13 protein-coding genes and 3 rRNA genes are annotated in these 24602 nt (G+C 70.3%); 7 read left to right on the top strand and 9 right to left on the bottom strand.

The window, feature by feature from the left end:
• The first annotated feature begins 548 nt into the window (after nucleotides 1-548).
• Nucleotides 549-2690, top strand: coding sequence for an asparagine synthase-related protein (locus tag VM636_RS16275; protein ID WP_030422821.1), 2142 nt, complete (start codon nucleotides 549-551; stop codon nucleotides 2688-2690).
• A gap of 122 nt (nucleotides 2691-2812) precedes the next feature.
• Here VM636_RS16275 and VM636_RS16280 read toward each other — a convergent pair whose 3' ends face one another.
• Together VM636_RS16280 and VM636_RS16285 are read right to left on the bottom strand one after the other, a co-directional pair.
• On the bottom strand, nucleotides 2813-4720 hold the full coding sequence (locus tag VM636_RS16280) for a sigma-70 family RNA polymerase sigma factor (protein ID WP_338484946.1): 1908 nt from the start codon (nucleotides 4718-4720) through the stop codon (nucleotides 2813-2815).
• A 207-nt stretch (nucleotides 4721-4927) separates the two neighbouring features.
• Nucleotides 4928-5683, bottom strand: a complete 756-nt coding sequence (locus tag VM636_RS16285; protein ID WP_030423367.1) for a helix-turn-helix domain-containing protein — start codon at nucleotides 5681-5683, stop codon at nucleotides 4928-4930.
• 377 nt (nucleotides 5684-6060) lie between these two features.
• On the opposite strand from VM636_RS16285, the gene VM636_RS16290 reads away from it, so the two are divergent.
• Nucleotides 6061-7449 carry an NAD(P)/FAD-dependent oxidoreductase gene (locus tag VM636_RS16290; RefSeq protein WP_030423368.1) on the top strand — a complete coding sequence of 463 codons (1389 nt, stop codon included), beginning with the start codon at nucleotides 6061-6063 and terminating at the stop codon, nucleotides 7447-7449.
• A gap of 170 nt (nucleotides 7450-7619) precedes the next feature.
• Nucleotides 7620-9260 (top strand): SpoIIE family protein phosphatase, encoded by a 1641-nt coding sequence (locus VM636_RS16295; RefSeq protein ID WP_030423369.1) that lies wholly within the window; start codon nucleotides 7620-7622, stop codon nucleotides 9258-9260.
• A 33-nt stretch (nucleotides 9261-9293) separates the two neighbouring features.
• On the opposite strand, the gene VM636_RS16300 is transcribed toward VM636_RS16295, so the two are convergent.
• Nucleotides 9294-10571 (bottom strand): MFS transporter, encoded by a 1278-nt coding sequence (locus tag VM636_RS16300; RefSeq protein ID WP_030423370.1) that lies wholly within the window; start codon nucleotides 10569-10571, stop codon nucleotides 9294-9296.
• A 133-nt stretch (nucleotides 10572-10704) separates the two neighbouring features.
• Here VM636_RS16300 and VM636_RS16305 point away from each other — a divergent pair, with 133 nt between their 5' ends.
• From VM636_RS16305 to rrf, 4 genes are all read left to right on the top strand, one after another.
• Nucleotides 10705-11262 carry a MarR family transcriptional regulator gene (locus VM636_RS16305; RefSeq protein ID WP_053914686.1) on the top strand — a complete coding sequence of 186 codons (558 nt, stop codon included), beginning with the start codon at nucleotides 10705-10707 and terminating at the stop codon, nucleotides 11260-11262.
• Between the two features lie 628 nt (nucleotides 11263-11890).
• A 16S ribosomal RNA gene (locus tag VM636_RS16310) occupies nucleotides 11891-13415 on the top strand.
• Between the two features lie 317 nt (nucleotides 13416-13732).
• A 23S ribosomal RNA gene (locus VM636_RS16315) occupies nucleotides 13733-16853 on the top strand.
• Between the two features lie 68 nt (nucleotides 16854-16921).
• A 5S ribosomal RNA gene (gene rrf, locus VM636_RS16320) occupies nucleotides 16922-17038 on the top strand.
• The 16S, 23S and 5S rRNA genes sit together here, the layout of an rRNA operon.
• Before the next feature lie 90 nt (nucleotides 17039-17128).
• Here the strand turns inward: rrf and VM636_RS16325 are convergent.
• The 6 genes from VM636_RS16325 to VM636_RS16350 form a co-directional block, all read right to left on the bottom strand.
• Entirely contained in the window at nucleotides 17129-18631 is a 1503-nt protein-coding gene (locus tag VM636_RS16325) for a type IV secretory system conjugative DNA transfer family protein (protein WP_030423279.1), read from the bottom strand.
• A 22-nt stretch (nucleotides 18632-18653) separates the two neighbouring features.
• Nucleotides 18654-20060 carry an ATP-binding protein gene (locus tag VM636_RS16330; protein ID WP_030423280.1) on the bottom strand — a complete coding sequence of 469 codons (1407 nt, stop codon included), beginning with the start codon at nucleotides 20058-20060 and terminating at the stop codon, nucleotides 18654-18656.
• Nucleotides 20061-20072: 12 nt separating this feature from the next.
• Nucleotides 20073-21632 carry an SCO6880 family protein gene (locus tag VM636_RS16335; protein WP_030423281.1) on the bottom strand — a complete coding sequence of 520 codons (1560 nt, stop codon included), beginning with the start codon at nucleotides 21630-21632 and terminating at the stop codon, nucleotides 20073-20075.
• Complete coding sequence (locus VM636_RS16340) at nucleotides 21629-22924, bottom strand: hypothetical protein (protein ID WP_053914743.1); 1296 nt, start codon at nucleotides 22922-22924, stop codon at nucleotides 21629-21631. The genes VM636_RS16335 and VM636_RS16340 overlap by 4 nt, the downstream gene beginning before the upstream one ends.
• Nucleotides 22914-23750, bottom strand: coding sequence for a hypothetical protein (locus VM636_RS16345; protein ID WP_053914744.1), 837 nt, complete (start codon nucleotides 23748-23750; stop codon nucleotides 22914-22916). Before VM636_RS16345 ends, VM636_RS16340 begins: the two co-directional genes overlap by 11 nt.
• Nucleotides 23751-23951: 201 nt before the next feature.
• Entirely contained in the window at nucleotides 23952-24260 is a 309-nt protein-coding gene (locus tag VM636_RS16350; RefSeq protein ID WP_003991275.1) for a hypothetical protein, read from the bottom strand.
• Between the last annotated feature and the right edge of the window lie 342 nt (nucleotides 24261-24602).

The following is a 24602-nucleotide window of genomic DNA, read 5'->3' on the forward strand; positions in this document are numbered from 1 at the left end:
CCCGGTGTGTGGCCGTGCGCCCGTCCGTGCGCTCTTCTGCGGCCGGCGCCGGGAGCGGTTCCATGGCGGTGCGTGGGTCGGCCCGCTGTCCAGGACAGTGGGCTGGGGGACACCGCCGTCTACATCCCCGCGGGCGGCGGACCGGTCCGGGGGGCGCGTCCCGCCTCCCGGACCGCGCCCCGCGGGGCACTGCGCAGAACCTGCACGGAGCGTGGTCAACGCCGGGAGAACATCAGGTAATTGGCCGAAAATCGATCCTATGATTTTCGGGCTCGTGGCGTTCCCACCACGGAAGTTGAGGGCGCTTTGGGTAGCCAAGGGGCGCATTATGGGGGCGCATTCGCGTCGTCCTCGCACCGCCTCGACCGCGTCGCCGTGACCTGACCGGCAGGCGCGAACGGCGGACCGACGCCCCCGCGCGGGGAGCCGCGGGGGCGTGTTCGCGGGAGCGCGGACGGCTCCGCCGCCGCTCCGTGGCACGCCCTTCATGGCAGCATGGGGACCCGGTTCTTACCGTGCCTGGTGGTCCCCAGCCTGTGGAGGCGTCGATGCGGTGGTTGGTGGGGTGGAGCAGCACCGCCGTGGGAGCCCCCGGCGCGGCCGGCGCCCGCCCCACGGGGAGCGCCGGACCCGACGCGCACGAGGCGTACGCGGGACACGACGGCGAGAGCGTGCGGCCCGTCGGCTCCCAGCCGCTCTGGGGCGGCCCCGACCCCCTGTGGGCGGTCGGCGACTGGCGCCCCGACGAGGTGCGCGTCGTCGCCGCCGACCCCGAGACCCGCATCGCCGTCCTCGGCCTGTGCGGCGCCAGCGACGAACAACTGCGCGTCGGGCTCTTCGCCGCGCGCGGCGGCGCCCTGCGTCATCTGACCGCCTGGCCCGGCAGTTACACCGCCGTCGTCCAGGTCGGCCGCCGCGTCACCGTCTGCGGCGACCTCGCCGGCGCGCGGCCGGTCTTCCACACCCCCTGGGCCGGCGGCACCGCCTACGCCACCGCCGCCCTGCCGCTGGCCGACCTCGTCGAGGCCAACCTCGACTTCGGGCACCTCGCCGCGCTCCTGGCCGCCCCCGACGTGCCCGCCGCGCTCGACGACTCCACGCCGTACGACGGCGTGAAGCGTGTTCCGCCGGGGCACGCGCTCATCCTGCGCGCCGGGGCGCGCGAGATCGCCGGATACGAACCGGTCGCCTCGCTCGCCGTCGCCGCCCCGCCCGCCGACCCCGACAGCGCCGTCGACGGCGTACGGGACGCCCTCGTCGAGGCCGTGCGCACCCGACTCGCCGCGCCCCGCCACGTCCCCGGCGACGGCATCGACCCCGGCCCCGTCCCCGGCATGGGCCCCGCGGAACGGCGGGCCGCCCGCGGCATGCCGGTGCCCGGCATCGGCGCCGACCTGTCCGGCGGGCCCGCCTCCGGGACGCTCGCGCTGCTCGCCGCGGGGCTGCCCGGCATGCCGGGCACCGTCCTCGGACACGGCCCCGGCGCGGGGGAACGGCTGCTCGCCGTCACCTTCAACGACCTCGCCGTCGGCGGGCGCGAGTCCGAACTGGAGCGCGCGGGGGCGATCGCCGCCGGCCCGCGCCTGCACCACGTCGTGGTGACCGGCGGCGAGGAGGTCCTGCCCTTCGCGGTCCTCGACGGTCCCCTCACCGACGAACCGGCCGCCTGCCTCGTCTCCGCCGCCCGCCACCGCGCCCGCCTCGCCGCCGGCAGCGCCGACCACTTCACCGGGCACGGCGCCCGGGAGGTGCTCGACGCCCACCCGGCCCGCCTCGCCGACCTGCTGATGGACCGCAAGCGGCGCCACCTCGTCCGGCCCGTCGCCGCCCTCGCCCGCGCCGACGGGTCCGTCCTCGTCCCCGCCCGCGTCTACGCCGCCGCCCGGCGCCTGTCCCGCACCCCCTACCGGTCCGGCCTCGACGACCTCGCCCAACAGCTCATGCGGCGCCGCTTCGACCCGCCGGGCGACGGGGCCGTCGACGCGTCCCTCGCGGTGCTCACCTGGGGCGGGCCGGGACCGGCGGCGCGGTGGCTGACGGGCGAGGCGCTGGCCGAAGTATCGGTTCGGCTCCAGGCCGTGACCCAGCGGTCCGCCGTGGGGCCAGGACAGCGGCCCGGCGACTTCCGGGCGCGGGCCGCGCTGGCCCGGCGGGCGGCCGAGGTGCGGGTGCTGGAACAGGCCGCCGAGGTCCGCTTCCAGCGGCTGCACACGCCGTTCCTCGACAACCAGGTCGTCCGCGCCTGCCGCGCGCTGCCCGAGGCGCTGCGGGTGCGGCCCGGGGCGCGGGCGGCGATCCTCCGCTCGGTGCTGGAGGGCGCGGGGGTGAGCGAGCTGCCCACCGGCTGGGGCACGCCGACCCGGGCGCCGGAGGCCACGGCCACGCGGACCGGGCTGCGGGTGGCCGCAGACTCGCTGCTCGCGCTCTTCGACACGCCGCTGCTCGCGCAGGCGGGGCTGGTGGAGGCGCGGGTCGTCCGCAAGGCGCTGCGCGCGGCGGCCGAGGGGGAGCCGCTGCCGCTGGACGGGCTCGCCGGGCTGGTCTCCCTGGAACTGTGGCTCGGGCGGCTGCTCGCCCGGCGCGGGACCTGCTGGACGGGCACGCCGGCCCGGCAGCGCGCGGTCCCCGCCGGGATCGTGCCGCAGCGCGGGGCGCTGGGCGGCGCGGGCGCCGTGGTACGGCGGGTGTGAGAGGCGCCGCCTCCCCGGCCCGGGCCCCGGCCCCGCGGTGGGTGTGACGCGGTCCCTCCCGGCCCCCGCGCCGGCCGGTGCCGGTGCCGGTGCGGGGGCGCTGGTGACCTGCGCGGGTGCGCCTACCCGCAGGTGAAGCGCGACTGCGCCCAGTCCGCCAGCGCGACCGAGTCGAAGGGCCTGTGCGGTTCGACCACCAGGCGTACGGTCTCGCGCCCCGTGAGGTTCACGTGGACGGGGATCGCCCGGTCGCCGCCCTTGACCATGCCGGAGTTCCACAGCCGGACGCCGTCCGCGTGGACGGAGAAGCGCACCTTGCCGAGGCTCGTCAGGTCGTCGACGCCCACCAGCGCGTCGTAGGAGGAGCAGGCGCGGTTGAGGTCGATCGTGACGGAGGACCGGCCGTGCACCGTGACGCCGTGCGCGTGCTGCGCCCCGCCGATCCACAGTCCCGTGCGCTGCCAGGCCCAACTGCTGCCGCTAAGGCGCATCTCCGGGCCCGTGCCGTCACCCGTGAGGTCGTACGCCAGCTCGTTCCACTGGTAGACCTCCGGAGCGGGGGGCGGGGGCGGCGGCGTGGGTGTCGGGGTCGGCGTCGGCGAGGGGGTCGGCGTGGGCGTGGGGCTCGGCGTCGGGGTGGGCGACGGCGTGGGCGTCGGGGTGGGAGTGGGCGTGGGCGTCGGGGTCGGCGTCGGCGGGGGAGTGGGCGTCGGCGTGGGGGCGGGGGCCGGCGGGGGCGGGGGGTCGGCCGGCCGCGGCGCGGGGGGTTCCGGGGTGGGGTGGGCCGCGGGGGCCGAGGGGGGCGGTGCCGCCTCGGCCGGCCGCCGGGCGGGGGTGTCGTTGCCGGCGAGGGCGAGGACCAGGGCCGCCGCCACGCCGACCGCGACCACGCCGGCCGCGATGCCCGCCTTCAGCGGCGCCCCGATGCCCTCGGAGGCCGCCCCCGCGCCGGCCCCGCCCGAGGCACCGCCGTTGGCCGCGGCCGCCGCACCGGCGGCACCGGCCGCCCCAGCCCCCGCGCCGCCCGCGATGAGCCCGGCCGCCTTGGCGTACCCGGCGGCGCCGAACCAGCCGATGACCGCGAGCGGGACCACGGCCGGGATGCCGCTCGCCACTTCCTGGATCTGGCCGGCGGCGACCCGGCACCGGGCGCACTCCTCCAGGTGCTTGCGCAGCCCCCGCTCGGCCCGCGTGCGCAGCCGCCCGCGCGCGTAGGTGCCCAACTGGTCCGCGTAGCGCGCGCACTGCGCGTCCCCCGCGAGGGCGTCGCTGACGTGCGCCTGGAGGTACGCCTGCTTCAGCCCCTCCCGGGCGCGGCTGGCCAGCACGCGCGTGCCGTTGGCGTCCAGCCCGAAGAGGACGGCCACCTCGCTCGGCGACTCGTCCTCCACCTCGGTGTGCCACAGCACCGCCTGCCACCGCTCGGGCAGCGAGCGGAAGGCCCGCATGGCCATCGACTGCTCGGCCTCGTGCATGGCCCGCACGTCGGCGCCCAGTTCGAGCGTGTCGTCGTCCGGCACCGAGGCGCCGCGCGAGGACTGCGCCGCGAACACCGCGAAGTCGTCGACCAGTTGCTCGCGCTTGGCCGACCGCACCCAGCCCGCCGCGACCCGCCGGACCGAGGTGAGCAGGTAGGCGCGGACGGCGTGCTCGGGGCCGGAGCCCCGCCGCACCGCCTGGAGCATCCCGGCGAACACCTCGGCGGTCAGGTCGTCCGCCGTGTGGGCGTCGCGGCAGCACGTCCGCGCGTACCGGCGCACGGCGTCGGCATGGCGCCGGTACAGCTCCTCGTACGCCGTGTCGTCGCCCGAGCGCATCAGCCCGATCAGCTCGGCGTCGGAGGCCGGCGTCTCGCGGGGCGGGGGCAGCACCCCGTCGTCGTGGCGCTCGCGCTGTGCAGGAACGCTTCCCTCCGCGGGGCCGGCACCGCGTGGGGGATCCGCCGGACCGCCCTGGCCCGGCACCTGCGGCGGGTCACCGAGTCCGGCCTCGCCGTCACCGAGTGACTTGTCCCACCCGTCAACGCTCATCGCGGAACGCCCCCGCCACCTGCCCGACCAGTTCCGAACATCGGCCAGGGTGCCACACGACTTTTTGATGAGGGTCCCGAGGTGCCGACCATCACCCGTCCGTGGGGACTTACCGGCCCGGGACGGTTGCGCTCACGTGTTCGGGGAAGGAAGAACAGCCGTCCGGGCACGTCGTGTTGACCGCGCCCGGGGCCCCGCGCCCTCGCGTCAGGCGGGTCGCGACCGCAGACCCTCCAGGAGGATGTCCAGCAGCCGGGCCGAGGCCGCCGCCTGCTGCGCCGCGTCCGGCAGCGAGGGCGCCGCCGTCGCTATCACCAGGAGCACGTCCGAGACCGACACGTCCGGCCGCAGCTCGCCCGCCGCCCGTGCCCGCTCCACCAGCCGGCCCACGACCTCCAGCAGCGCCGCCGCCCCGTGATCCGGCTCCGCGGCGACCGGCTCCGCGCCCTCGGGCACCAGCCGCAGCTCGCCCGAGCCCGGCTGCGCCCGCTGCTGCGGCACCCGCGGCTCGCCCGGGGCACCGCCCTCGGTCTCGTCCGCCACGCCGACCCGCAGCACCTGCGGCGGCAGCAGCCGCCCGGCCCCGGACGCCACCGACGTGCGCAGGAACCGCGCCAGCGCCGACCACGGCTCGTCCTCCTGGCCGAGCGCGGCACGGGCCTGGTCGGTCAGCCGGGCCGTCTCCTCCTCGGCGATCCGGCGCACCAGCACGTCCTTGCTGGGAAAGCGCCGGTAGACCGTGCCGACGCCGACCCGCGCGCGCCGTGCCACGTCCTCCATCGGCGCCCCGTAGCCGAGCTCGCCGAACACCTCGCGCGCCGCGCGCAGCACGTGCTCCAGATTGCGCTGGGCGTCCACGCGCAGCGGCGCCGTCCGGGCACCGCCCCCGCGTCCGCCACCGGCCGCCGCGGCACCCGGCGCGAGAGCCGGTGCGGACGGCCAATGAGACCCCTGAACATGCATAGACAATCCCCCGGTCATGGCGTCTCCCCCCGGAGACACTCCCCGCCATCGACAGCATGGAGCGCACGGAACGGATCCGGATCGGTCGTCCGCTTGTCGCGGACCCGATGGAGCACATCCCCCCACACCCCGTGACGACGAACATAGTTGAGTGCCAGTCAATTCAGAAGGGGCAGGTTCCGCACAGAGCGCCCCCCGATCGGAGTACGGATCGTATACGCCCCGAATACGCCCCCTTGCGCCCCCAGCCCCACCCCGCTGACCTGGGCGAGCGGTCCGGACGCTGCGTTTCGGCCATTCCCGTCGCGCCACGGAACGCGGTCACACGATCTGCCGGGCCTGTGGACAAACGCGAGCGTCGGGTGCGTCATGGGAGGGTGAAGGAACGTGCGCGCATTCTCGTTGTCGGCGGCGGCTACGTCGGGATGTACACGGCCCTGCGTCTGCAGCGGCGGCTCAAGGCCGAAATCCGCCGGGGCGAAGCCGAGATCACGGTCGTCAGCCCCGACCCGTACATGACGTACCAGCCGTTCCTCCCGGAGGCCGCCGCGGGCTCCATCTCCCCGCGCCACGTCGTCGTGCCGCTGCGCCGGGTGCTCGACCGCTGCCGCATCGTCGTCGGCGAGGTCCGTTCCCTCGACCACGCCGCCCGCACCGCCACCCTCACCACCCTCGCCACCGACGAGGAGGGCGGCGACCCCCGCCGCCTGGAGTACGACGAACTCGTCCTCGCCCCCGGATCGGTCGCCCGCACCCTGCCCGTCCCCGGCCTCGCCGACCACGGCATCGGCTTCAAGACCGTCGAGGAGGCCATCGGCCTGCGCAACCACGTCCTCGAACAGATGGACATCGCCTCCTCCACCCGCGACCCCGCCGTCCGCGACGCCGCCCTCACCTTCGTCTTCGTCGGCGGCGGCTACGCCGGGGTCGAGGCGCTCGGCGAACTGGAGGACATGGCCCGCTACGCCACGCGCTACTACCACAACCTCACCCCCGAGGACATGAGATGGGTCCTCGTCGAGGCCACCGGCCGCATCCTCCCCGAGGTCGGCGAGGACATGGGCCGCTACACCGTCACCGAACTGCGCCGCCGCAACATCGACGTCCGCCTCGACACCCGCCTGGACTCCTGCGCCGACCGCGTCGCCCGGCTCAGCGACGGCTCCCGCTTCCCCACCCGCACGGTCGTGTGGACGGCCGGCGTCAAACCCCACCCGCTGCTCGCGGACACCGGCCTCCCCCTCGACGCCCGGGGCCGCCTGCTCTGCACCCCCGAACTGGCCGTCGACGGCGCCCCGCACGCCTGGGCCGCGGGCGACGCCGCCGCCGTCCCCGACGTCACCGCCCCCGACCCGGGCGAGGGCCCCCGCCCGCTCTGCGCGCCCAACGCCCAGCACGCCGTGCGCCAGGCCGCCGTGCTCGGCGACAACATCGCCCACGCCCTGCGCGGCGAACCCCTCGACACCTACGCCCACCGCCACGCCGGCTCCGTCGCCTCCCTCGGCCTCCACCAGGGCGTCGCCCACGTCTACGGGCGCAAGCTCAAGGGCTACCCCGCATGGTTCATGCACCGTGCCTACCACCTCAGCCGGGTGCCCACCGTCAACCGCAAGGCCCGGGTCCTCGCCGAATGGGCGCTCGGCGGGCTCTTCACCCGCGAGATCGTCTCCCTCGGCTCCCTCGAACACCCACGCGCCGAGTTCGCACTCGCGGCCGGGCGAAAACCACCCCACGACCCCGAGGACGGCCCGAAGGGGTCGACCTGACCGGACCCGGGAACTCCCTGGCCGAGACCGGCGTCTGACGGATGTCGGTCCGGTCGGCCCCCTGCCAGACTGGTCCACCATCGCGGGCGGGCCTCCGCTCATCCCGCGCGGCTCCCGGGGCCCGGCCGGTTCCGGTGCCGGCCGCCGACGACTACACGAGGCAAGGAATCGTGAACTTCACGCGCTGGAGCGCCCGCATCCCCGGAACACAACGCCGCGCCGCGGCCCGCGCCGACACGGCGCTCGCCGCGGACCGGCGGACCGACGGCTCCGTGCCCGCCGCCCGCGTCGAGCAGCTCACCGACGAGGCGTCACCCGTCCCCGCCGTCGACGACCTGCCGGTCCGGGACGTCCTCGACCGCGTTCCCGCCCTCGTCGCCCTCGTCCACGGCCCCGACCACCGCATCGCCTACCTCAACGACGCCTACATCGCGGCCTTCGGCCCCCGCCGCACCGGCGCCCGCGCCCGCGACGCCCTGCCCGAGCTGGACGAGCTCGGCCTCTTCCCGCTCCTCGACCAGGTCCAGCGCAGCGGCCGGCCCCGCACCCTCAAGTCCCGCAGGGCCACCGACGGCCGCTCCTACACCTTCACCTGCGCCCCGGTCACCGAGGCCGGCAGCGACGGCGTCCTCGTCTTCGCCACCGACGTCACCGACCACGCCGAGGCCGCCGGACGCCTGCGCGCCAGCGAGGCCCGCCAGCGCGAGACCGCCGTCACCCTCCAGCGCTCCCTGCTCCCGCAGGAACTGGAGGAGCCCGACGACCTGCGGGTCGCCGCCACCTACCACCCCGGCGGCACCGAGGCCGCCGTCGGCGGCGACTGGTACGACGTGATCACCCTCGGCGGCGGACGCACCGCCCTCGTCATCGGCGACGTCATGGGGCGCGGGGTGCGCGCCGCCGCCGTCATGGGCCAGCTCCGCACCGCGGTCCGCGCCTACGCCCGCCTCGACCTGCCCCCGCACGAGGTACTCCAGCTCCTCGACGGCCTCGCCACCGAGATCGACGCCAGCCAGATCGCCACCTGCGTCTACGCCATCCACGACCCCACCGAGGGCGAGCTGGTCTACGCCTCCGCGGGGCACCTGCCCATCCTCGTCCGCGACGAGGACGGCACGGTGCGCCGCGCCGACGAACCCACCGGCCCGCCGCTCGGCACCGGCGGCTGGATCCACGCCTCCGGCTCGGTGCCGCTCGGCCCCGGCTCGACCGCCGTCCTCTACACCGACGGCCTCGTGGAGCGCCGCGACGAGGACCTGGACGTGGGCATCGCCGCCCTGGAGCACGCCCTGGCCGGCGCGACCGGCAGCCCCCAGGTCGTCTGCGACCGGCTGGTGCGCTCCGCGGGCGTCACCCCGGACCACGACGACGACGTGGCCGTCCTCGTCCTCCAGCACCCCGCCCGCCGCGGCCCCGAAGCGGAACTCTTCCGCAACGCCACCCTGGAACTGCTCGGCGGCGTGGAGGCGGCACCCCGCGCGCGTGCCTTCGCCTCCGGTGTCCTGGCGAGCTGGCGCTTCCCCGCCGACCTGCACGACCAGGTCGTCCTGGCCGCCAGCGAACTCGTCGCCAACGCCCTGCGGCACGGCACCGCGCCCATGCGGCTGCGGCTGCGCCGCACCGACCGGCGCCTGATCATCGAGGTCGCCGACGGCGACGACCACCTGCCCCTGCGCCGTCGCGCGGAACCGGCGGACGAGTCCGGCCGGGGCATCGCCATCGTGGCGACGATCGCCACCCACTGGGGCGCCCGGCGCACGCCCGGCGGCGGCAAGGTCGTCTGGTGCGAGTTCGAACTGACCCGCCCCTGACCGCCGCCGCCCACCGGGAGCGGCGGCGCCGGCTCACGCCTCGGCGGCCGCCACCCGCCCGGCCGGCGCCCCGCCCTGCGTGACCACCCGGCTCCGCACCAGCGAGGGCTGGTTCTGCACCTCCGTGAGCCGGCGCCCCAGCCGCACCGCCAGCACCGTGATCCCCAGGGAGAACAGCAGGAACGTCACGACGTACGGGGCGTGCAGCGAGGCGCCCATGGGCCCGCCCACCGCCGGCCCGATCGCCAGCGCGAGCTGCTTCACCAGGGCGAAGGCGGAGTTGTACTGCCCGGCCAGCCCGGCCGGCGCCAGGTCCGCCACCAGCGGGGCCACCGTCGGCGACAGCATCGCCTCACCCAGCCCGAACAGCGCGTACGTCGAGATGAAGGCGGCCGTCGCCATCGTCCGGCTGCCGCCGCCCAGCCCCGCGTAACCGGCCACGGCCCACGCCACGGCCCAGATCAGCCCCACCGCGGCGATCACCCGCGAACGCTTGCGGCGCTCGACGAACTTCAGCACCGCGAACTGCGCCACCACGATCACCAGCGTGTTCGCGGCCAGCGCCGTCCCGAGCGCGGAGGTCGAGATGCCCGCCGCCTCGACGCCGTACGCCGCCAGCCCGGACTCGAACTGCCCGTAGCAGGCGAAGAAGAGGACGAAGCCCAGCACGCAGAGCTGCACCATCGCGCGGTTGTCCAGGAGCTGCCGCCACCCGCTGCCCGCCGGCTCGCCCGGCACCCCGGCCACACGCGGCGCCCGCGGCATCCGCACCGTCGCCATCACCGCGACCAGCACGAGGAACATCGCCGCCTCGATGGCGAAGAGCAGGGTGAACGTGGCCGGCCGCGACGCGTCGACGAGGTGCCCGCCGATGAGCCCGCCGACGCCCAGGCCCAGGTTCTGCAGGAAGAACTGGAGGGCGAAGGCCCGCGACCGGGTCTCCGCCGAGGAGCACTCCACGATCATCGTCGCCAGCGCCGGCTGCATCACGGCCTGGCCCGCCCCCAGCAGGGCGGCGGAGGACAGGACGGTCGGCGCGTGCGCGGACAGACCCAGGCTGAGCGCGCCGAGGGAAGCGGTGACCAGGGCCGTCATCAGCACCGGAAGCGGGCCCCGCCGGACGATGGCCCGCCCGGCGAACGGCAGCACGATCAGCGCGGCCACGGCGAAGACGGCGAGGACGAGCCCCGCCGTCATGGATCCCAGCCCCCGCACCTGCGCCACATAGACGTACAGGTAGGGAATGGTGAAGCCCAGTCCGAACGCGCTGAGTGCGTTGCCCACGTGAATCCGGCGCATCGCCGCGCCCATCGCCCTGGTCACGTTCACCCTCTCGTGTCTTCGCTCCAGCCTTAGGACTGAAGACTTAGAAGCTAAAGTTCAACGCTAAAGGCTACACAGTGAAGGACTTCAACGCAAAGGAGACCCGTGCCATACTGCGCCCATGGCCGAGACCTCCGGCGCCGGCGAGCCGACACTCGAAGAGCAGATCGCCGCCTACCAGCGTGAGTTCCAGGACCTCGACCCCCAGGTCGAGCAGATCGTCTCCGCGCTCTCCCGCCTCAACCGCCGCATGAACGTCGCGTACGGGAGGCAGACCGCCGAGCTGGGCATCACCAACGCCGACTGGGAGGTCCTCAAGGCCCTCGTCCTGTCCGGAGCGCCCTACCGGTTGGGCCCGAGCGACCTCGCCAAGCGTCTCGGTCTCACCCCGGCCGCCATGACCCACCGCATCGACCGCCTGGTGGCGGAGGGTCTGGTCACCCGGGAGCGCGACGAGTCCAACCGGGTCCGCGTCATCATCGAGCTGACCGGTGACGGGCGCGAGAAGTGGATGGAGGCCATGCGCCTCGCCACTGTCTTCGAGGCCGACCTGCTCCAGGACCTCTCCCCGGAGGAGCGCACCGCGCTCGGCGAGGTCCTCACCCGCCTGCTCATCAGGGTGGAGGACGCCCAGCCCGACGCCCTCGGCCGGCTCAGCGACCTCGACGACTCCGCGTGACCCGCTGCGCTTGACACGCCCCCACTCGATCCGTAGAGTTCTCCGGGTTGCCACCGAGCCGTCACGGTTCTCCGGCAACACCTCCCGCCGCAGCAGCGGCACCCCACACCAGTACGACCTTCCTCCGGGAAAGACTTCGGCATGCCGAATTCCTTTCCGTGGGCACCGTGTGGCCCGATCGGGACTGAAAGCCCGATTGGGAATCGCCGGGAAAGTCGGCTAAGGTCTGGGACCACCAGAACGGCCCAACGGCCGGGACGGCAACCCCTTCTGACGGGGGATCAGCACCGAAAGGGTCTGATAGAGTCGGAACCGCCGGAAAGGTAAACGCGAAAGCGGGAACCTGGAAAGCACCGAGGAAATCGGATCGGAAAAGGTCTGATAGAGTCGGAAACGCAAGACCGAAGGGAAAGCGCCCGGAGGAAAGCCGGAGACAGTGTCTCGGGTGAGTACAAAGGAAGCGTCCGTTCCTTGAGAACTCAACAGCGTGCCAAAAGTCAACGCCAGATATGTTGATACCCCGACGTCGGGACTCTGTTCCTGATGTTGTGGTTCCTTTGAAATACACAGCGAGGACGCTGTGAACGGTCGGACTATTCCTCCGACTGTTCCGCTCCCGTGAAAAGCATTCACGGAGAGTTTGATCCTGGCTCAGGACGAACGCTGGCGGCGTGCTTAACACATGCAAGTCGAACGATGAACCACTTCGGTGGGGATTAGTGGCGAACGGGTGAGTAACACGTGGGCAATCTGCCCTGCACTCTGGGACAAGCCCTGGAAACGGGGTCTAATACCGGATACTGATCCTTCTGGGCATCCAGAGGGTTCGAAAGCTCCGGCGGTGCAGGATGAGCCCGCGGCCTATCAGCTTGTTGGTGAGGTAATGGCTCACCAAGGCGACGACGGGTAGCCGGCCTGAGAGGGCGACCGGCCACACTGGGACTGAGACACGGCCCAGACTCCTACGGGAGGCAGCAGTGGGGAATATTGCACAATGGGCGCAAGCCTGATGCAGCGACGCCGCGTGAGGGATGACGGCCTTCGGGTTGTAAACCTCTTTCAGCAGGGAAGAAGCGAGAGTGACGGTACCTGCAGAAGAAGCGCCGGCTAACTACGTGCCAGCAGCCGCGGTAATACGTAGGGCGCAAGCGTTGTCCGGAATTATTGGGCGTAAAGAGCTCGTAGGCGGCTTGTCGCGTCGGTTGTGAAAGCCCGGGGCTTAACCCCGGGTCTGCAGTCGATACGGGCAGGCTAGAGTTCGGTAGGGGAGATCGGAATTCCTGGTGTAGCGGTGAAATGCGCAGATATCAGGAGGAACACCGGTGGCGAAGGCGGATCTCTGGGCCGATACTGACGCTGAGGAGCGAAAGCGTGGGGAGCGAACAGGATTAGATACCCTGGTAGTCCACGCCGTAAACGGTGGGCACTAGGTGTGGGCAACATTCCACGTTGTCCGTGCCGCAGCTAACGCATTAAGTGCCCCGCCTGGGGAGTACGGCCGCAAGGCTAAAACTCAAAGGAATTGACGGGGGCCCGCACAAGCGGCGGAGCATGTGGCTTAATTCGACGCAACGCGAAGAACCTTACCAAGGCTTGACATACACCGGAAAGCATTAGAGATAGTGCCCCCCTTGTGGTCGGTGTACAGGTGGTGCATGGCTGTCGTCAGCTCGTGTCGTGAGATGTTGGGTTAAGTCCCGCAACGAGCGCAACCCTTGTCCCGTGTTGCCAGCAGGCCCTTGTGGTGCTGGGGACTCACGGGAGACCGCCGGGGTCAACTCGGAGGAAGGTGGGGACGACGTCAAGTCATCATGCCCCTTATGTCTTGGGCTGCACACGTGCTACAATGGCCGGTACAATGAGCTGCGATACCGTGAGGTGGAGCGAATCTCAAAAAGCCGGTCTCAGTTCGGATTGGGGTCTGCAACTCGACCCCATGAAGTCGGAGTCGCTAGTAATCGCAGATCAGCATTGCTGCGGTGAATACGTTCCCGGGCCTTGTACACACCGCCCGTCACGTCACGAAAGTCGGTAACACCCGAAGCCGGTGGCCCAACCCCTCGGGGAGGGAGCTGTCGAAGGTGGGACTGGCGATTGGGACGAAGTCGTAACAAGGTAGCCGTACCGGAAGGTGCGGCTGGATCACCTCCTTTCTAAGGAGCACTTCTTACTCGGACTTGTCCGGGTCAGAGGCCAGTACATCGGCGAATGTCCGGTGCTGGTTGCTCATGGGTGGAACGTTGACTACTCGGCATGGTTCAGGATGGACCAGGCGCTAGTACTGCCCCTTTGCGGGGTGTGGAACGCTGATCTGGGCGGCTGATCGTGTCGGGCACGCTGTTGGGTGTCTGAGGGTGCGGCCGTGATGGCTGTGTCTTCGGTTGCCGGCCCCGGTATAGATCTGCTTCGGCGGGTTGTGACGGGTGGCTGGTCGTTGTTTGAGAACTGCACAGTGGACGCGAGCATCTGTGGCCAAGTTTTTAAGGGCGCACGGTGGATGCCTTGGCACCAGGAACCGATGAAGGACGTGGGAGGCCACGATAGGCCCCGGGGAGTCGTCAACCAGGCTTTGATCCGGGGGTGTCCGAATGGGGAAACCCGGCAGTCGTCATGGGCTGTCACCCGCTGCTGAACACATAGGCAGTGTGGAGGGAACGCGGGGAAGTGAAACATCTCAGTACCCGCAGGAAGAGAAAACAACCGTGATTCCGGGAGTAGTGGCGAGCGAAACCGGATGAGGCCAAACCTACGACGTGTGAGACCCGGCAGGGGTTGCGTCGTGGGGGTTGTGGGATCTCTTGTTCACAGTCTGCCGGCTGTGAGGCGAGTCAGAAACCGTTGATGTAGGCGAAGGACATGCGAAAGGTCCGGCGTAGAGGGTAAGACCCCCGTAGTCGAAACGTCAGCGGCTCGTTTGAGAGACACCCAAGTAGCACGGGGCCCGAGAAATCCCGTGTGAATCTGGCGGGACCACCCGCTAAGCCTAAATATTCCCTGGTGACCGATAGCGGATAGTACCGTGAGGGAATGGTGAAAAGTACCGCGGGAGCGGAGTGAAATAGTACCTGAAACCGTGTGCCTACAAGCCGTGGGAGCGTCGGAGCAAGGCTTGCCTTGCTCTCGTGACTGCGTGCCTTTTGAAGAATGAGCCTGCGAGTTTGCGGTGTGTTGCGAGGTTAACCCGAGTGGGGAAGCCGTAGCGAAAGCGAGTCCTAATAGGGCGGTGGAGTAGCACGCTCAAGACCCGAAGCGGAGTGATCTAGCCATGGGCAGGTTGAAGCGGAGGTAAGACTTCGTGGAGGACCGAACCCACCAGGGTTGAAAACCTGGGGGATGACCTGTGGTTAGGGGTGAAAGGCCAATCAAACTCCGTGATAGCTGGTTCTCCCCGAAATGCATTTAGGTGCAGCGTCGTGTGTTTCTTACCGGAGGTAGAGCACTGGATAGGCGATGGGCCCTACCGGGTTACTGACCTTAGCCAAACTCCGAATGCCGGTAAGTGAGAGCGCGGCAGTGAGACTGTGGGGGATAAGCTCCATGGTCGAGAGGGAAACAGCCCAGAGCATCGACTAAGGCCCCTAAGCGTACGCTAAGTGGGAAAGGATGTGGAGTCGCAGAGACAACCAGGAGGTTGGCTTAGAAGCAGCCATCCTTGAAAGAGTGCGTAATAGCTCACTGGTCTAGTGATTCTGCGCCGACAATGTAGCGGGGCTCAAGCGTACCGCCGAAGTCGTGTCATTGCGATATGTACCTCTAACGGGGATCGTGATGGGTAGGGGAGCGTCGTCTGCCGGGTGAAGCAGCACCGGAAGGTAGTTGTGGACGGTTGACGAGTGAGAATGCAGGCATGAGTAGCGATACAAACGTGAGAAACGTTTGCGCCGATTGACTAAGGGTTCCTGGGTCAAGTTGATCTGCCCAGGGTAAGTCGGGACCTAAGGCGAGGCCGACAGGCGTAGTCGATGGATAACCGGTTGATATTCCGGTACCCGCTGTGGAGCGTCAAACATCGAGCATCGTGATGCTAAGGCCGTGAAGCCGTCCTGGATCCTTCGGGTGAAGGGGAGTGGTGGAGCCGCTGAACCAAGCGGTTAGTAGGTGAGTGATGGGGTGACGCAGGAAGGTAGTCCATCCCGGGCGGTGGTTGTCCCGGGGTAAGGGTGTAGGCCGTGAGGTAGGTAAATCCGCCTCGCAATAGGCTGAGACCTGATGCCGAGCCGATTGTGGTGAAGTGGATGATCCTATGCTGTCGAGAAAAGCCTCTAGCGAGTTTCATGGCGGCCCGTACCCTAAACCGACTCAGGTAGTCAGGTAGAGAATACCGAGGCGTTCGGGTGAACTATGGTTAAGGAACTCGGCAAAATGCCCCCGTAACTTCGGGAGAAGGGGGGCCATTCCTGGTGATGATCTTTTCGGTCTGAGCTGGGGGTGGCCGCAGAGACCAGCGAGAAGCGACTGTTTACTAAAAACACAGGTCCGTGCGAAGCCGTAAGGCGATGTATACGGACTGACGCCTGCCCGGTGCTGGAACGTTAAGGGGACCGGTTAGCTTGGATTCGTCCAGGCGAAGCTGAGAACTTAAGCGCCAGTAAACGGCGGTGGTAACTATAACCATCCTAAGGTAGCGAAATTCCTTGTCGGGTAAGTTCCGACCTGCACGAATGGCGTAACGACTTCTCGGCTGTCTCAACCATAGGCCCGGTGAAATTGCACTACGAGTAAAGATGCTCGTTTCGCGCAGCAGGACGGAAAGACCCCGGGACCTTTACTACAGTTTGATATTGGTGTTCGGTTCGGCTTGTGTAGGATAGCTGGGAGACTTTGATGCATGCACGCCAGTGTGTGTGGAGTCGTCGTTGAAATACCAGTCTGGTCGTGCTGGATGTCTAACCTGGGTCCGTGATCCGGATCAGGGACAGTGTCTGATGGGTAGTTTAACTGGGGCGGTTGCCTCCTAAAGGGTAACGGAGGCGCCCAAAGGTTCCCTCAGCCTGGTTGGTAATCAGGTGTTGAGTGTAAGTGCACAAGGGAGCTTGACTGTGAGACCGACGGGTCGAGCAGGGACGAAAGTCGGGACTAGTGATCCGGCGGTGGCTTGTGGAAGCGCCGTCGCTCAACGGATAAAAGGTACCCCGGGGATAACAGGCTGATCTTCCCCAAGAGTCCATATCGACGGGATGGTTTGGCACCTCGATGTCGGCTCGTCGCATCCTGGGGCTGGAGTCGGTCCCAAGGGTTGGGCTGTTCGCCCATTAAAGCGGTACGCGAGCTGGGTTTAGAACGTCGTGAGACAGTTCGGTCCCTATCCGCTGTGCGCGTAGGAGTCTTGAGAAGGGCTGTCCCTAGTACGAGAGGACCGGGACGGACGAACCTCTGGTGTGCCAGTTGTTCTGCCAAGGGCATGGCTGGTTGGCTACGTTCGGGAGGGATAACCGCTGAAAGCATCTAAGCGGGAAGCCTGCTTCGAGATGAGGGCTCCCACCCACTTGATGGGGTAAGGCTCCCAGTAGACGACTGGGTTGATAGGCCAGATATGGAAGCACTGTAAAGTGTGGAGTTGACTGGTACTAATAGGCCGAGGGCTTGTCCTCAGTTGCTCGCGTCCACTGTGTTGGTTCTGAAACCACGAACAGTCTTTGTTGGCTGGGTTTTATAGTGTTTCGGTGGTTATAGCGTAGGGGAAACGCCCGGTTACATTCCGAACCCGGAAGCTAAGCTCTACTGCGCCGATGGTACTGCAGGGGGGACCCTGTGGGAGAGTAGGACGCCGCCGAACAAATATTGGGAAGACCCCGCACCTTTGGTGCGGGGTCTTCTGCGTTTCCGGAGACATTTCCCGGCCCGGGGGTGTGCCGGGCCGCCGGTGTCAGACCGGGAGTTCTGTGTGGGGCCAGCGGGTCCGGGCCTGTTCACGGGAGCGCAGCAGCGCGAGCGTCGGCAGGCCCTGATCCGCACCCGAGGCCAGGAGTTCCGGGAGCTGGGGGAGCGGGGCCACCGCGGCGACGTCGTCCAGCACGAGGGTCATTGGTGGGTCGAGGCGACCGGAGGATGACCGTTCGGCCATGCGCCGGCCGCGCTCGACCACGCTGGAGACGAGCGCCGTGAGCAGCGGCATGGCGCCCGGAGCGGTGCGGGGATCCTCCAGGGACTCCCCCACCACGTAAAGGCTTCCCCCTTCGTGCGGAAAGGAATCCAAGGCGAGCGCATCACTTCGGTGGGGAGTGCACGCCTCCCGGATGTTCACCGTCGAGAGGGCCGCCAGCGCCCGCGCGATGAGCTGCTGGGCCATGTCCCGGCGCTCCGGATGGGCCGTCAGGGCCGCCTCCAGCTCGCCCGCGGACCCCGGTGCCGCCTTCGGGTGCGTCCGCAGGACACGGACCGCCTCCTGGACCTGGCCGCCCTGGGACCAGCGGTGGACGTGGCGCAGGGTACGGCCGTCGAGGGCGGCGGCGTGCAGGTGGCTGCGCAGCAGCGTCGCCGCGGTGTCGGCGACGGCCTGGTCGAGCCGGGAGGTGGGCCGGACCGGGGCCAGCAGCCCGGCGGCGCGGACCCCGGCCGTGTCGCGGTCCTCGCAGCCCGCCGTCGGCGACCAGTGCAGCCGGGCCGGGGTGTCGCAGAGGTGGACCGGATCGTAGAGCAGGACGGGCCCGAGCTTGGCGCGGGCGTCCTTCGTGTCCTCCCACAGGCCGGGCTGCGAGGTGACGACGACGACCGGGCCCTCGGCCTCCCGGACCGCCCGCGCGGCCGGCGAACGCCGGTCCTCCCGCGAACCCAGCAGGACCTTCCCCCAGCCGTTCGCGCGCCCGGCGGTGGTGAGGACGGGCGGTGCGGCCCCGGCGGCCGGCACCTCCGGTGCCGTGGCGGCCACGTAAGGCGCCCGCGCGCTCTCCCCGGAAGGGGCCGGCCTCGGCGTGGGCACCTCGTGGCGGGGCGCGGGCTCCGCCGGCGCCGGGAACGCCTCGGCCGGACGGGCCTCCTCGGCCGGGTACCCGGTGCGGCGGCGCTGCCGTACGGCCTTCCAGCGGGTCAGCGTGCCCATCACGAACACCGTCAGCACCACCAGCACCATCAACTGGCCGATGAACAGCCCCCAGAGGAGGCCGTACCCGGAGAGGGAGGCCGCCGGGGCGTCCGGCCAGGCGCCGGGGACGTCGTGGGGCTCGGTGATCAGGGCGCGCATCGCCCGCGGCGTGCCCGTGAAGCTGACGCCGTCCGGCCAGGCCCCGTGCGCGAACAGCGCGGCCAGTCCGGTCGCCGTCCACACCAGCACCGTCATGCCGAGCAGGAACGCGAGGACGCCGACCAGCAGACCGTCGGGGACGCCGCCCCGGTGGTCGGGCCGGCTCTCGCGGCGGTCGTCAGGTCTCATGCGGCCTCCCGCTTCGCTCCGTCTACGCCACCGTCGAGGAGTCGCCCAGGTGGTGTTCCATGAAGGCCGCCGCCCGCTCCTCCGCCTCCAGTTCGGCGGCCCGCAGCGCCTCGTCCGCGAGATCGTCGGAGGACTCGGTCATCGCGCGGTCGGTGAAGACCAGGGGGCGTTCGGTCTCGGTGATCAGGTGCTTGACCACCTGGACGTTGCCGTTGACGTCCCACACGGCGATGCCGGGGGTGAGGGAGGGGATGATCTCCACCGCCCACCGGGGCAGGCCCAGCACCCGTCCGGTCGCGCGGGCCTCGTCGGCCTTCTGCGCGTAGACGGTGCGGGTCGAGGCCATCTTGAGGATCGCCGCGGCCTCCTTCGCCGCCGCCCCGTCGACGACGTCGGAGAGGTGGTGGACCACCGCCACGAAGGAGAGGCCGAGCCGGCGGCCGAACTTGAGCAGCCGCTGGAAGAGCTGGGCGACGAAGGGGCTGTTGATGATGTGCCACGCCTCCTCGACCAGGAAGATGCGCTTCTTGCGGTCGGGGCGGATCCAGGTGTGCTCCAGCCACACGCCGACGATGGCCATGAGGATCGGCATGGCGATCGAGTTGCGGTCGATGTGGGAGAGGTCGAAGACGATCAGCGGCGCGTCCAGGTCGATGCCGACCGTCGTCGGCCCGTCGAACATGCCGCGCAGGTCGCCGTCGACCAGCCGGTCCAGCACCAGCGCCACGTCCAGGCCCCAGGCCCGCACGTCGTCTATGTCGACGTTCATCGCCTCCGCGGACTCCGGCTCGGGGTGGCGGAGCTGCTCGACGATGTCGGTGAGGACGGGCTGCCGGTCGACGATGGTCTCGTTGACGTAGGCGTGCGCGACCTTGAGGGCGAAGCCGGACCGCTCGTCGAGGCCGTGGCCCATGGCGACCTCGATGATGGTGCGCAACAGGGCGAGCTGGCCGGTCGTGGTGATCGACGGGTCCAGCGGGTTGAGGCGGATGCCGTGGTCCAGGGCGGCCCGCGGGTCCAGCCTGATGGGCGTGATGCCCAGTTCCTCGGCGATCAGGTTCCACTCGCCGACGCCGTCCTCGCCCTGGGCGTCCAGGACGACGACCTGGCGGTCGCGGAAACGGAGCTGGCGCAGGACGTACGTCTTCTCCAGCGCCGACTTGCCGTTGCCGGACTCGCCGAGGACCAGCCAGTGCGGGGCGGGGAGCTGCTGCCCGTAGAGCTGGAAGGGGTCGTAGATGTACCCCTTGCCGGAGTACACCTCGCGGCCGATGATCACGCCGGAGTCGCCGAGGCCGGGCGCGGCCGTCGGCAGGTAGACGGCCTGGGCCTGGCCGGTGGAGGTGCGCACCGGCAGGCGGGTCGTCTCCACCTTCCCGAACAGGAACGACGTGAAGGCGTCGGTGAGGACGGACATCGGGTCCCGCATCAGGCTCAGCCCCTACCTTCGGATGCCGGTGGCGAACGGAAGTGTGTTCACGAAGGCGCGGTGGTGCTCGCGGTCGCACCACTCCAGCTTCAGGTACGACTTTCCGGCCGAGGCCCGGATGGTCCGCTTGTCGCGGGCCAGTGCCTCGGGGGAGCGCGAGGAGACGGTGATGTAGCCGACGAGGTTGACGCCGGCCGCGCCGCTGGCGAGGTCCTCGCCGCGCTGGTCGAGGCGGCTGTGGGCGGCGATGTCGCGCGGGTCGACGGTGCGGTTCATCTTGGCGGCGCGGGACGCCTCGGCCTCGTCGTTGGTCTTCTCGGTGAGCATGCGCTCGATGGCGACCTCGGTGGGTTCGAGGTCCATGGTGACGGCGACGGTGCGGATGACGTCCGGGGTGTGGACGAGCAGCGGCGCGAGGAAGTTCACGCCGACCGGGGTCATCGGCCACTCCTTGACCCAGGCGGTGGCGTGGCACCAGGGGGCGCGGGTGGAGGACTCGCGGGTTTTGGCCTGGAGGTAGGTGGGCTCCATGGCGTCCAGCTCGGCCGGCCAGGCGTTGCGCTTGGTCATCGCCTGGATGTGGTCGATGGGGTGGTCCGGGTCGTACATGGAGTGGATGAGGGAGGCGAGCCGGCCCTGGCCGAGGGGCTGGCGGACCCGGATGTCGGCTTCCTGGAGGCGGGAGCAGATGTCGGTCAGCTCGCGGGCCATGACGACGGCGAGCCCGGCGTCGCGGTCGACCTTGCGGCCGTTCTGCGGGCGGGCGGCGCGGGCCATGGCGTGGGCCTCGGCGGCCAGTTCGCGCGAGTAGTGCATGCAGGCGACGAGGTAGGCGCGGTGCTGCTCGCTGCTGGTGGACACCATGGACTGGAGTTGGTCGTAGGACTGGCGCAGCCAGCCGGCCGCCTTCTCGTCGCCGCGCAGGGCGACGTCCTTGGCGTGGGCGTCGGGGTCGGCGGGGAGGGTGCGGGCGAGCATCTGGAGGCGGGTGACGAAGCCGTCGCCGTTGGCCACGTGCTTGAGCAGGGTGCCGAAGCGGTCGACGAGGGCTTCCTGGTCCTCGGAGTCGCGCAGGCCGACGCCGGGTCCCTCGATCTCGATGGCGGCGGTGACCGTGCGGCGGTCGGCGTGCAGCAGGACGGCGATCTCGTCGGGTCCGAAGGGCGCGGCCAGCCAGGAGATGCGGCCGATGCCGGGCGGCGGGCCGACCTCGACCTCGCGCCCGTCCAGGCGGGTGCCGGCCTCGATGGCACCGGAGCGGTAGGCGGTGCCCTGGCGCAGGGTCCGCTTGTAGCTGCGGTTGATCTCGAACCACTTGTAGAAGGTGCGGTTCTTGTACGGGACGTAGACCGCGGCGAGCGCCAGCATGGGGAGGCCCGTGAGCAGCACGATGCGCAGGGACAGGACGGGGACGAGGAGTCCGCACATCATGCCGAGGAAGGCGCCCGCGATGATGAGGGCGATCTCTCCGGTCTCGCGGTTGCGTCCGACGATCGCGTTCGGCCGGGCGCGGCCGATCAGATACGTCCGGCGGGGCGTGACCGGATGGGCCAGGTGGGAATCGGTCGTCAACGCCCTTCACCTCCCGTGCTCTTGTTGCTGGTGCGGGTGTTGCTGGCGTGGGGCGTGTTGACGGGGCTGCCGGTGCGGGGCGCGGGGGCGGCGCCGCCGGAGGCGGGCCGGGAACTGTGCGCGGCGACTCCGCCGGAGGCGGGGTTGGCGGGGCGGGGGGCGGCGGAGGACTGGCCGCCGTCGCCGCCCTGGCGGGCGCTGTGGGTCCGGATGCCCTGGGCGACGAGGTTGGCCGGGGAGCTGATCACGGCGGCGGCCTTGTTCTCGGCGCCGCGCATGAGGCGGTTGTTGCGGGAGCCGACGAGCTCGTCGCCGAAGCCGGGGACGAAACGGTAGATCATCGCGGAGGCGAAGATGGCGAGCAGGATGATCGCCAGGCCGGAGACGACGGCGGAGAAGGCGTTGGGGCCGTCGTCGGCGGAGAGGGCGCCGGCCAGGCCGAGGACGATGACGATGACCGGTTTGACCAGGATCACGGCGATCATGACGCCGGCCCAGCGGCGGACGTGGCCCCAGAGGTTCTTGTCGACCAGGCCGGCGTAGACGACCGTGCCGAGGAGGGCGCCGACGTAGAGGAGGGCGGCGCGGATGACGAGTTCGAGCCAGAGGATGCCGGCGGCGAGGATGGAGACGAGGGAGACGACGATCAGCATGATCGGTCCGCCGCCGATGTCGTTGCCCTTCTCCAGGGCGCCGGAGAAGGTGCCGAAGAAGGTGTCCGTCTGGTCGCCGGTGGCCTTGGCGAGGACGTCGGTGACGCCGTCGGTCGCGGAGACCACGGTGTAGAGGATCAGGGGGGTGAAGGCGGAGGCGAGGACGGTGAGCCAGAGGAAGCCGACGGCCTCGGAGAGCGCGGTGCTGAGCGGGACGCCGCGGACGGCGCGCTTGGCGACGGCCAGGAGCCACAGCAGGAGCGTCAGGATCGTCGAGGCGGCGAAGACGACGGCGTACTGCTGGAGGAACCTGGGGTTGGTGAAGTCGACGGTGGCGGTCTCGCGGACGGCGTCGCTGAGCTTGTCGACGGTCCAGGAGGCGGCGTCGGCGCAGCCCTTGGCGAGGGAGGCGAGGGGGTCGAGGGCGGAGACGGGGGTGTCGGGGCCGGAACCACCGCGACGGGAACCCCCGCGTTCGCAGTAGTCCTTGGCGGGGCCCCGAATGAGATCGCAGGGGTTGTCGCTCTCTTCCGGAGTGGGCGTCGGGTCGGCGAAGGCCCGGGTGGCGAACAGCACGGCTGCGGTCTGCACCACCGCGACCGCGGCTGTGAGACTGAGGAAGCGGTGGTTAGCGCGCATACGTGAACCCTCCGTACTCCTCGACGGCCTTCGTCATGTCGTCGGCGGTGGAGGCCCTCTGGTCGCGTCCGACCGGCACGGGGCCGTCCTTCTGCCGGAAGTCGGTGACCTTCCAGTCGCCGCCGATCCACTTCAGGTCGTAGGTCGTGGTGTACCAGCTCTCGGTGACCGGATTGGTCGAGTCGGTGCCCGACAGACCGAACAGGGACGTGTACCAGACCTCGACGGTGGCACTGTCCTTGCCGGAGGCCGTGAGCTTGGAACCCACGGGGATCACACGTGAGACGAAGGTCTGGCCGGAGGGTGCGGCACCGTCCTTGTCGAGCCCGATGTTCTCCAGGAACTGCGGGCTGGTGTAGGCGCCGTCGAGCTCTTTCTGCCGGGTCGCGGCGATGTCCGGCGCGTACACGGCGTCGACGATGGCGTGCCGTCTGTCCTTCTCGAACATCTCCGCCGAGCCGAGTGCGACGGAGTAGTTCGCCGCCGCGCTTTCCGCGCCCTGTTGGGTGTGGGGGTGGCCGGTGGGGATGTCGTGGGTGGTGGTGTCGACGGGGCGTTCGCCGGTGGGGGCGGTCGGGGAGGTGCGAGGCGCGTCGCCCGAGGCGCCGTCGCGGGGGCCGGGGTCTCCGCCGCCGCGGTTCGCGAAGGCGATCGCGGCGATGAGGAGGACGACGACGCCGACGACCGTGACCAGGCTGCGCGAGGACGAGCGGCCGCCGCGGCGTGGGCCCGGGTACCCCTCGGGGCCGCCGTCGGGCAGCCGTGTGCGCGTCTGGCCCGTGCCGCCGTAGCCGCCGGAGTCCTGCTGGTCGTCTCCGAGACTCATGCCGCGTACGCCCCCTCGACGTCGTGCGGGAACACCTCGTACCCCGTGCCGTAGAAGTATGACGGTAGCCGTGCTGGTTCCCGCGCGGGCGCGGTGTGGTGACTCGGCATCAGGGAAACGCAACCTCGGTCGGTGGGCACGGCGGGCGGGTGGGTGGAGGGGGACCGGGCGTGCCCGGAGGGGCCGGTGTGGCGGGTCCGGTTACACGGCCATGCCGTACACGATGGTGAAGAGCGTGCCGAGCGAGCCGATGATGAACACGCCCGTGAGCCCGGCGATGATGAGGCCCTTGCCCTGTTCCGCGCTGAAGGTGTCGCGGAGCGCGGTGGCGCCGATGCGCTGCTTGGCGGCGCCCCAGATGGCGATGCCGAGGCAGAGGAGGATGGCGACCGCCATGACCACCTCGATCATCACCTTGGCCTCGTTGCCCAGGCTGCCGAAGGGGCCCCAGTCCGGAGCGATCCCGCCGATGATGGTGTTGATGTCTCCCTTGTCGGCCGCAAAGAGCATGTAAGTCACCGCCCCTGTTGGGTAGTTCCGCACCCTCTGCGGTGTGCAGAGGTCAGGCCTCATTGTCGCCGACGATGGCGCCGTCGCATGTCGACTTGACGTCATTGCCTGGCGGGTTTCGTGAGAACAGCTTGCCATCGCCCCGCGCCGGCGCGCTCGCGGCAGGCGGGGGGCGGTGGCCCGGATGTCGTATCGTCACTCTGTGTATCACGGCAGGTCACGCCGGGCAACGAGGAGAGTGCGGAACCTGTGGCGTGGTTCGGTCGTTAGGCCCTTCTAGGCCCTGGACCGCGGCTCCTGACGGATGGTCGGGCGGGGAGCGGGCCCCGCCCCTACACTGAC

It is taken from the genome of Streptomyces sp. SCSIO 75703 (assembly GCF_036607905.1).
In the GTDB taxonomy this organism is placed as follows: Bacteria; Actinomycetota; Actinomycetes; order Streptomycetales; family Streptomycetaceae; genus Streptomyces.

Excerpts from the sequence above, each read along its gene's own strand:
- VM636_RS16275 (WP_030422821.1), top strand. The coding sequence starts at position 549 with ATGCGGTGGTTGGTGGGGTGGAGCAGCACCGCCGTGGGAGCCCCCGGC.
- VM636_RS16280 (WP_338484946.1), bottom strand. The coding sequence starts at position 4,720 with ATGAGCGTTGACGGGTGGGACAAGTCACTCGGTGACGGCGAGGCCGGA.
- VM636_RS16285 (WP_030423367.1), bottom strand. The coding sequence starts at position 5,683 with ATGCATGTTCAGGGGTCTCATTGGCCGTCCGCACCGGCTCTCGCGCCG.
- VM636_RS16300 (WP_030423370.1), bottom strand. The coding sequence starts at position 10,571 with ATGGGCGCGGCGATGCGCCGGATTCACGTGGGCAACGCACTCAGCGCG.
- VM636_RS16305 (WP_053914686.1), top strand. The coding sequence starts at position 10,705 with ATGGCCGAGACCTCCGGCGCCGGCGAGCCGACACTCGAAGAGCAGATC.
- VM636_RS16325 (WP_030423279.1), bottom strand. The coding sequence starts at position 18,631 with ATGAGACCTGACGACCGCCGCGAGAGCCGGCCCGACCACCGGGGCGGC.
- VM636_RS16330 (WP_030423280.1), bottom strand. The coding sequence starts at position 20,060 with ATGCGGGACCCGATGTCCGTCCTCACCGACGCCTTCACGTCGTTCCTG.
- VM636_RS16340 (WP_053914743.1), bottom strand. The coding sequence starts at position 22,924 with ATGCGCGCTAACCACCGCTTCCTCAGTCTCACAGCCGCGGTCGCGGTG.
- VM636_RS16345 (WP_053914744.1), bottom strand. The coding sequence starts at position 23,750 with ATGAGTCTCGGAGACGACCAGCAGGACTCCGGCGGCTACGGCGGCACG.
- VM636_RS16350 (WP_003991275.1), bottom strand. The coding sequence starts at position 24,260 with ATGCTCTTTGCGGCCGACAAGGGAGACATCAACACCATCATCGGCGGG.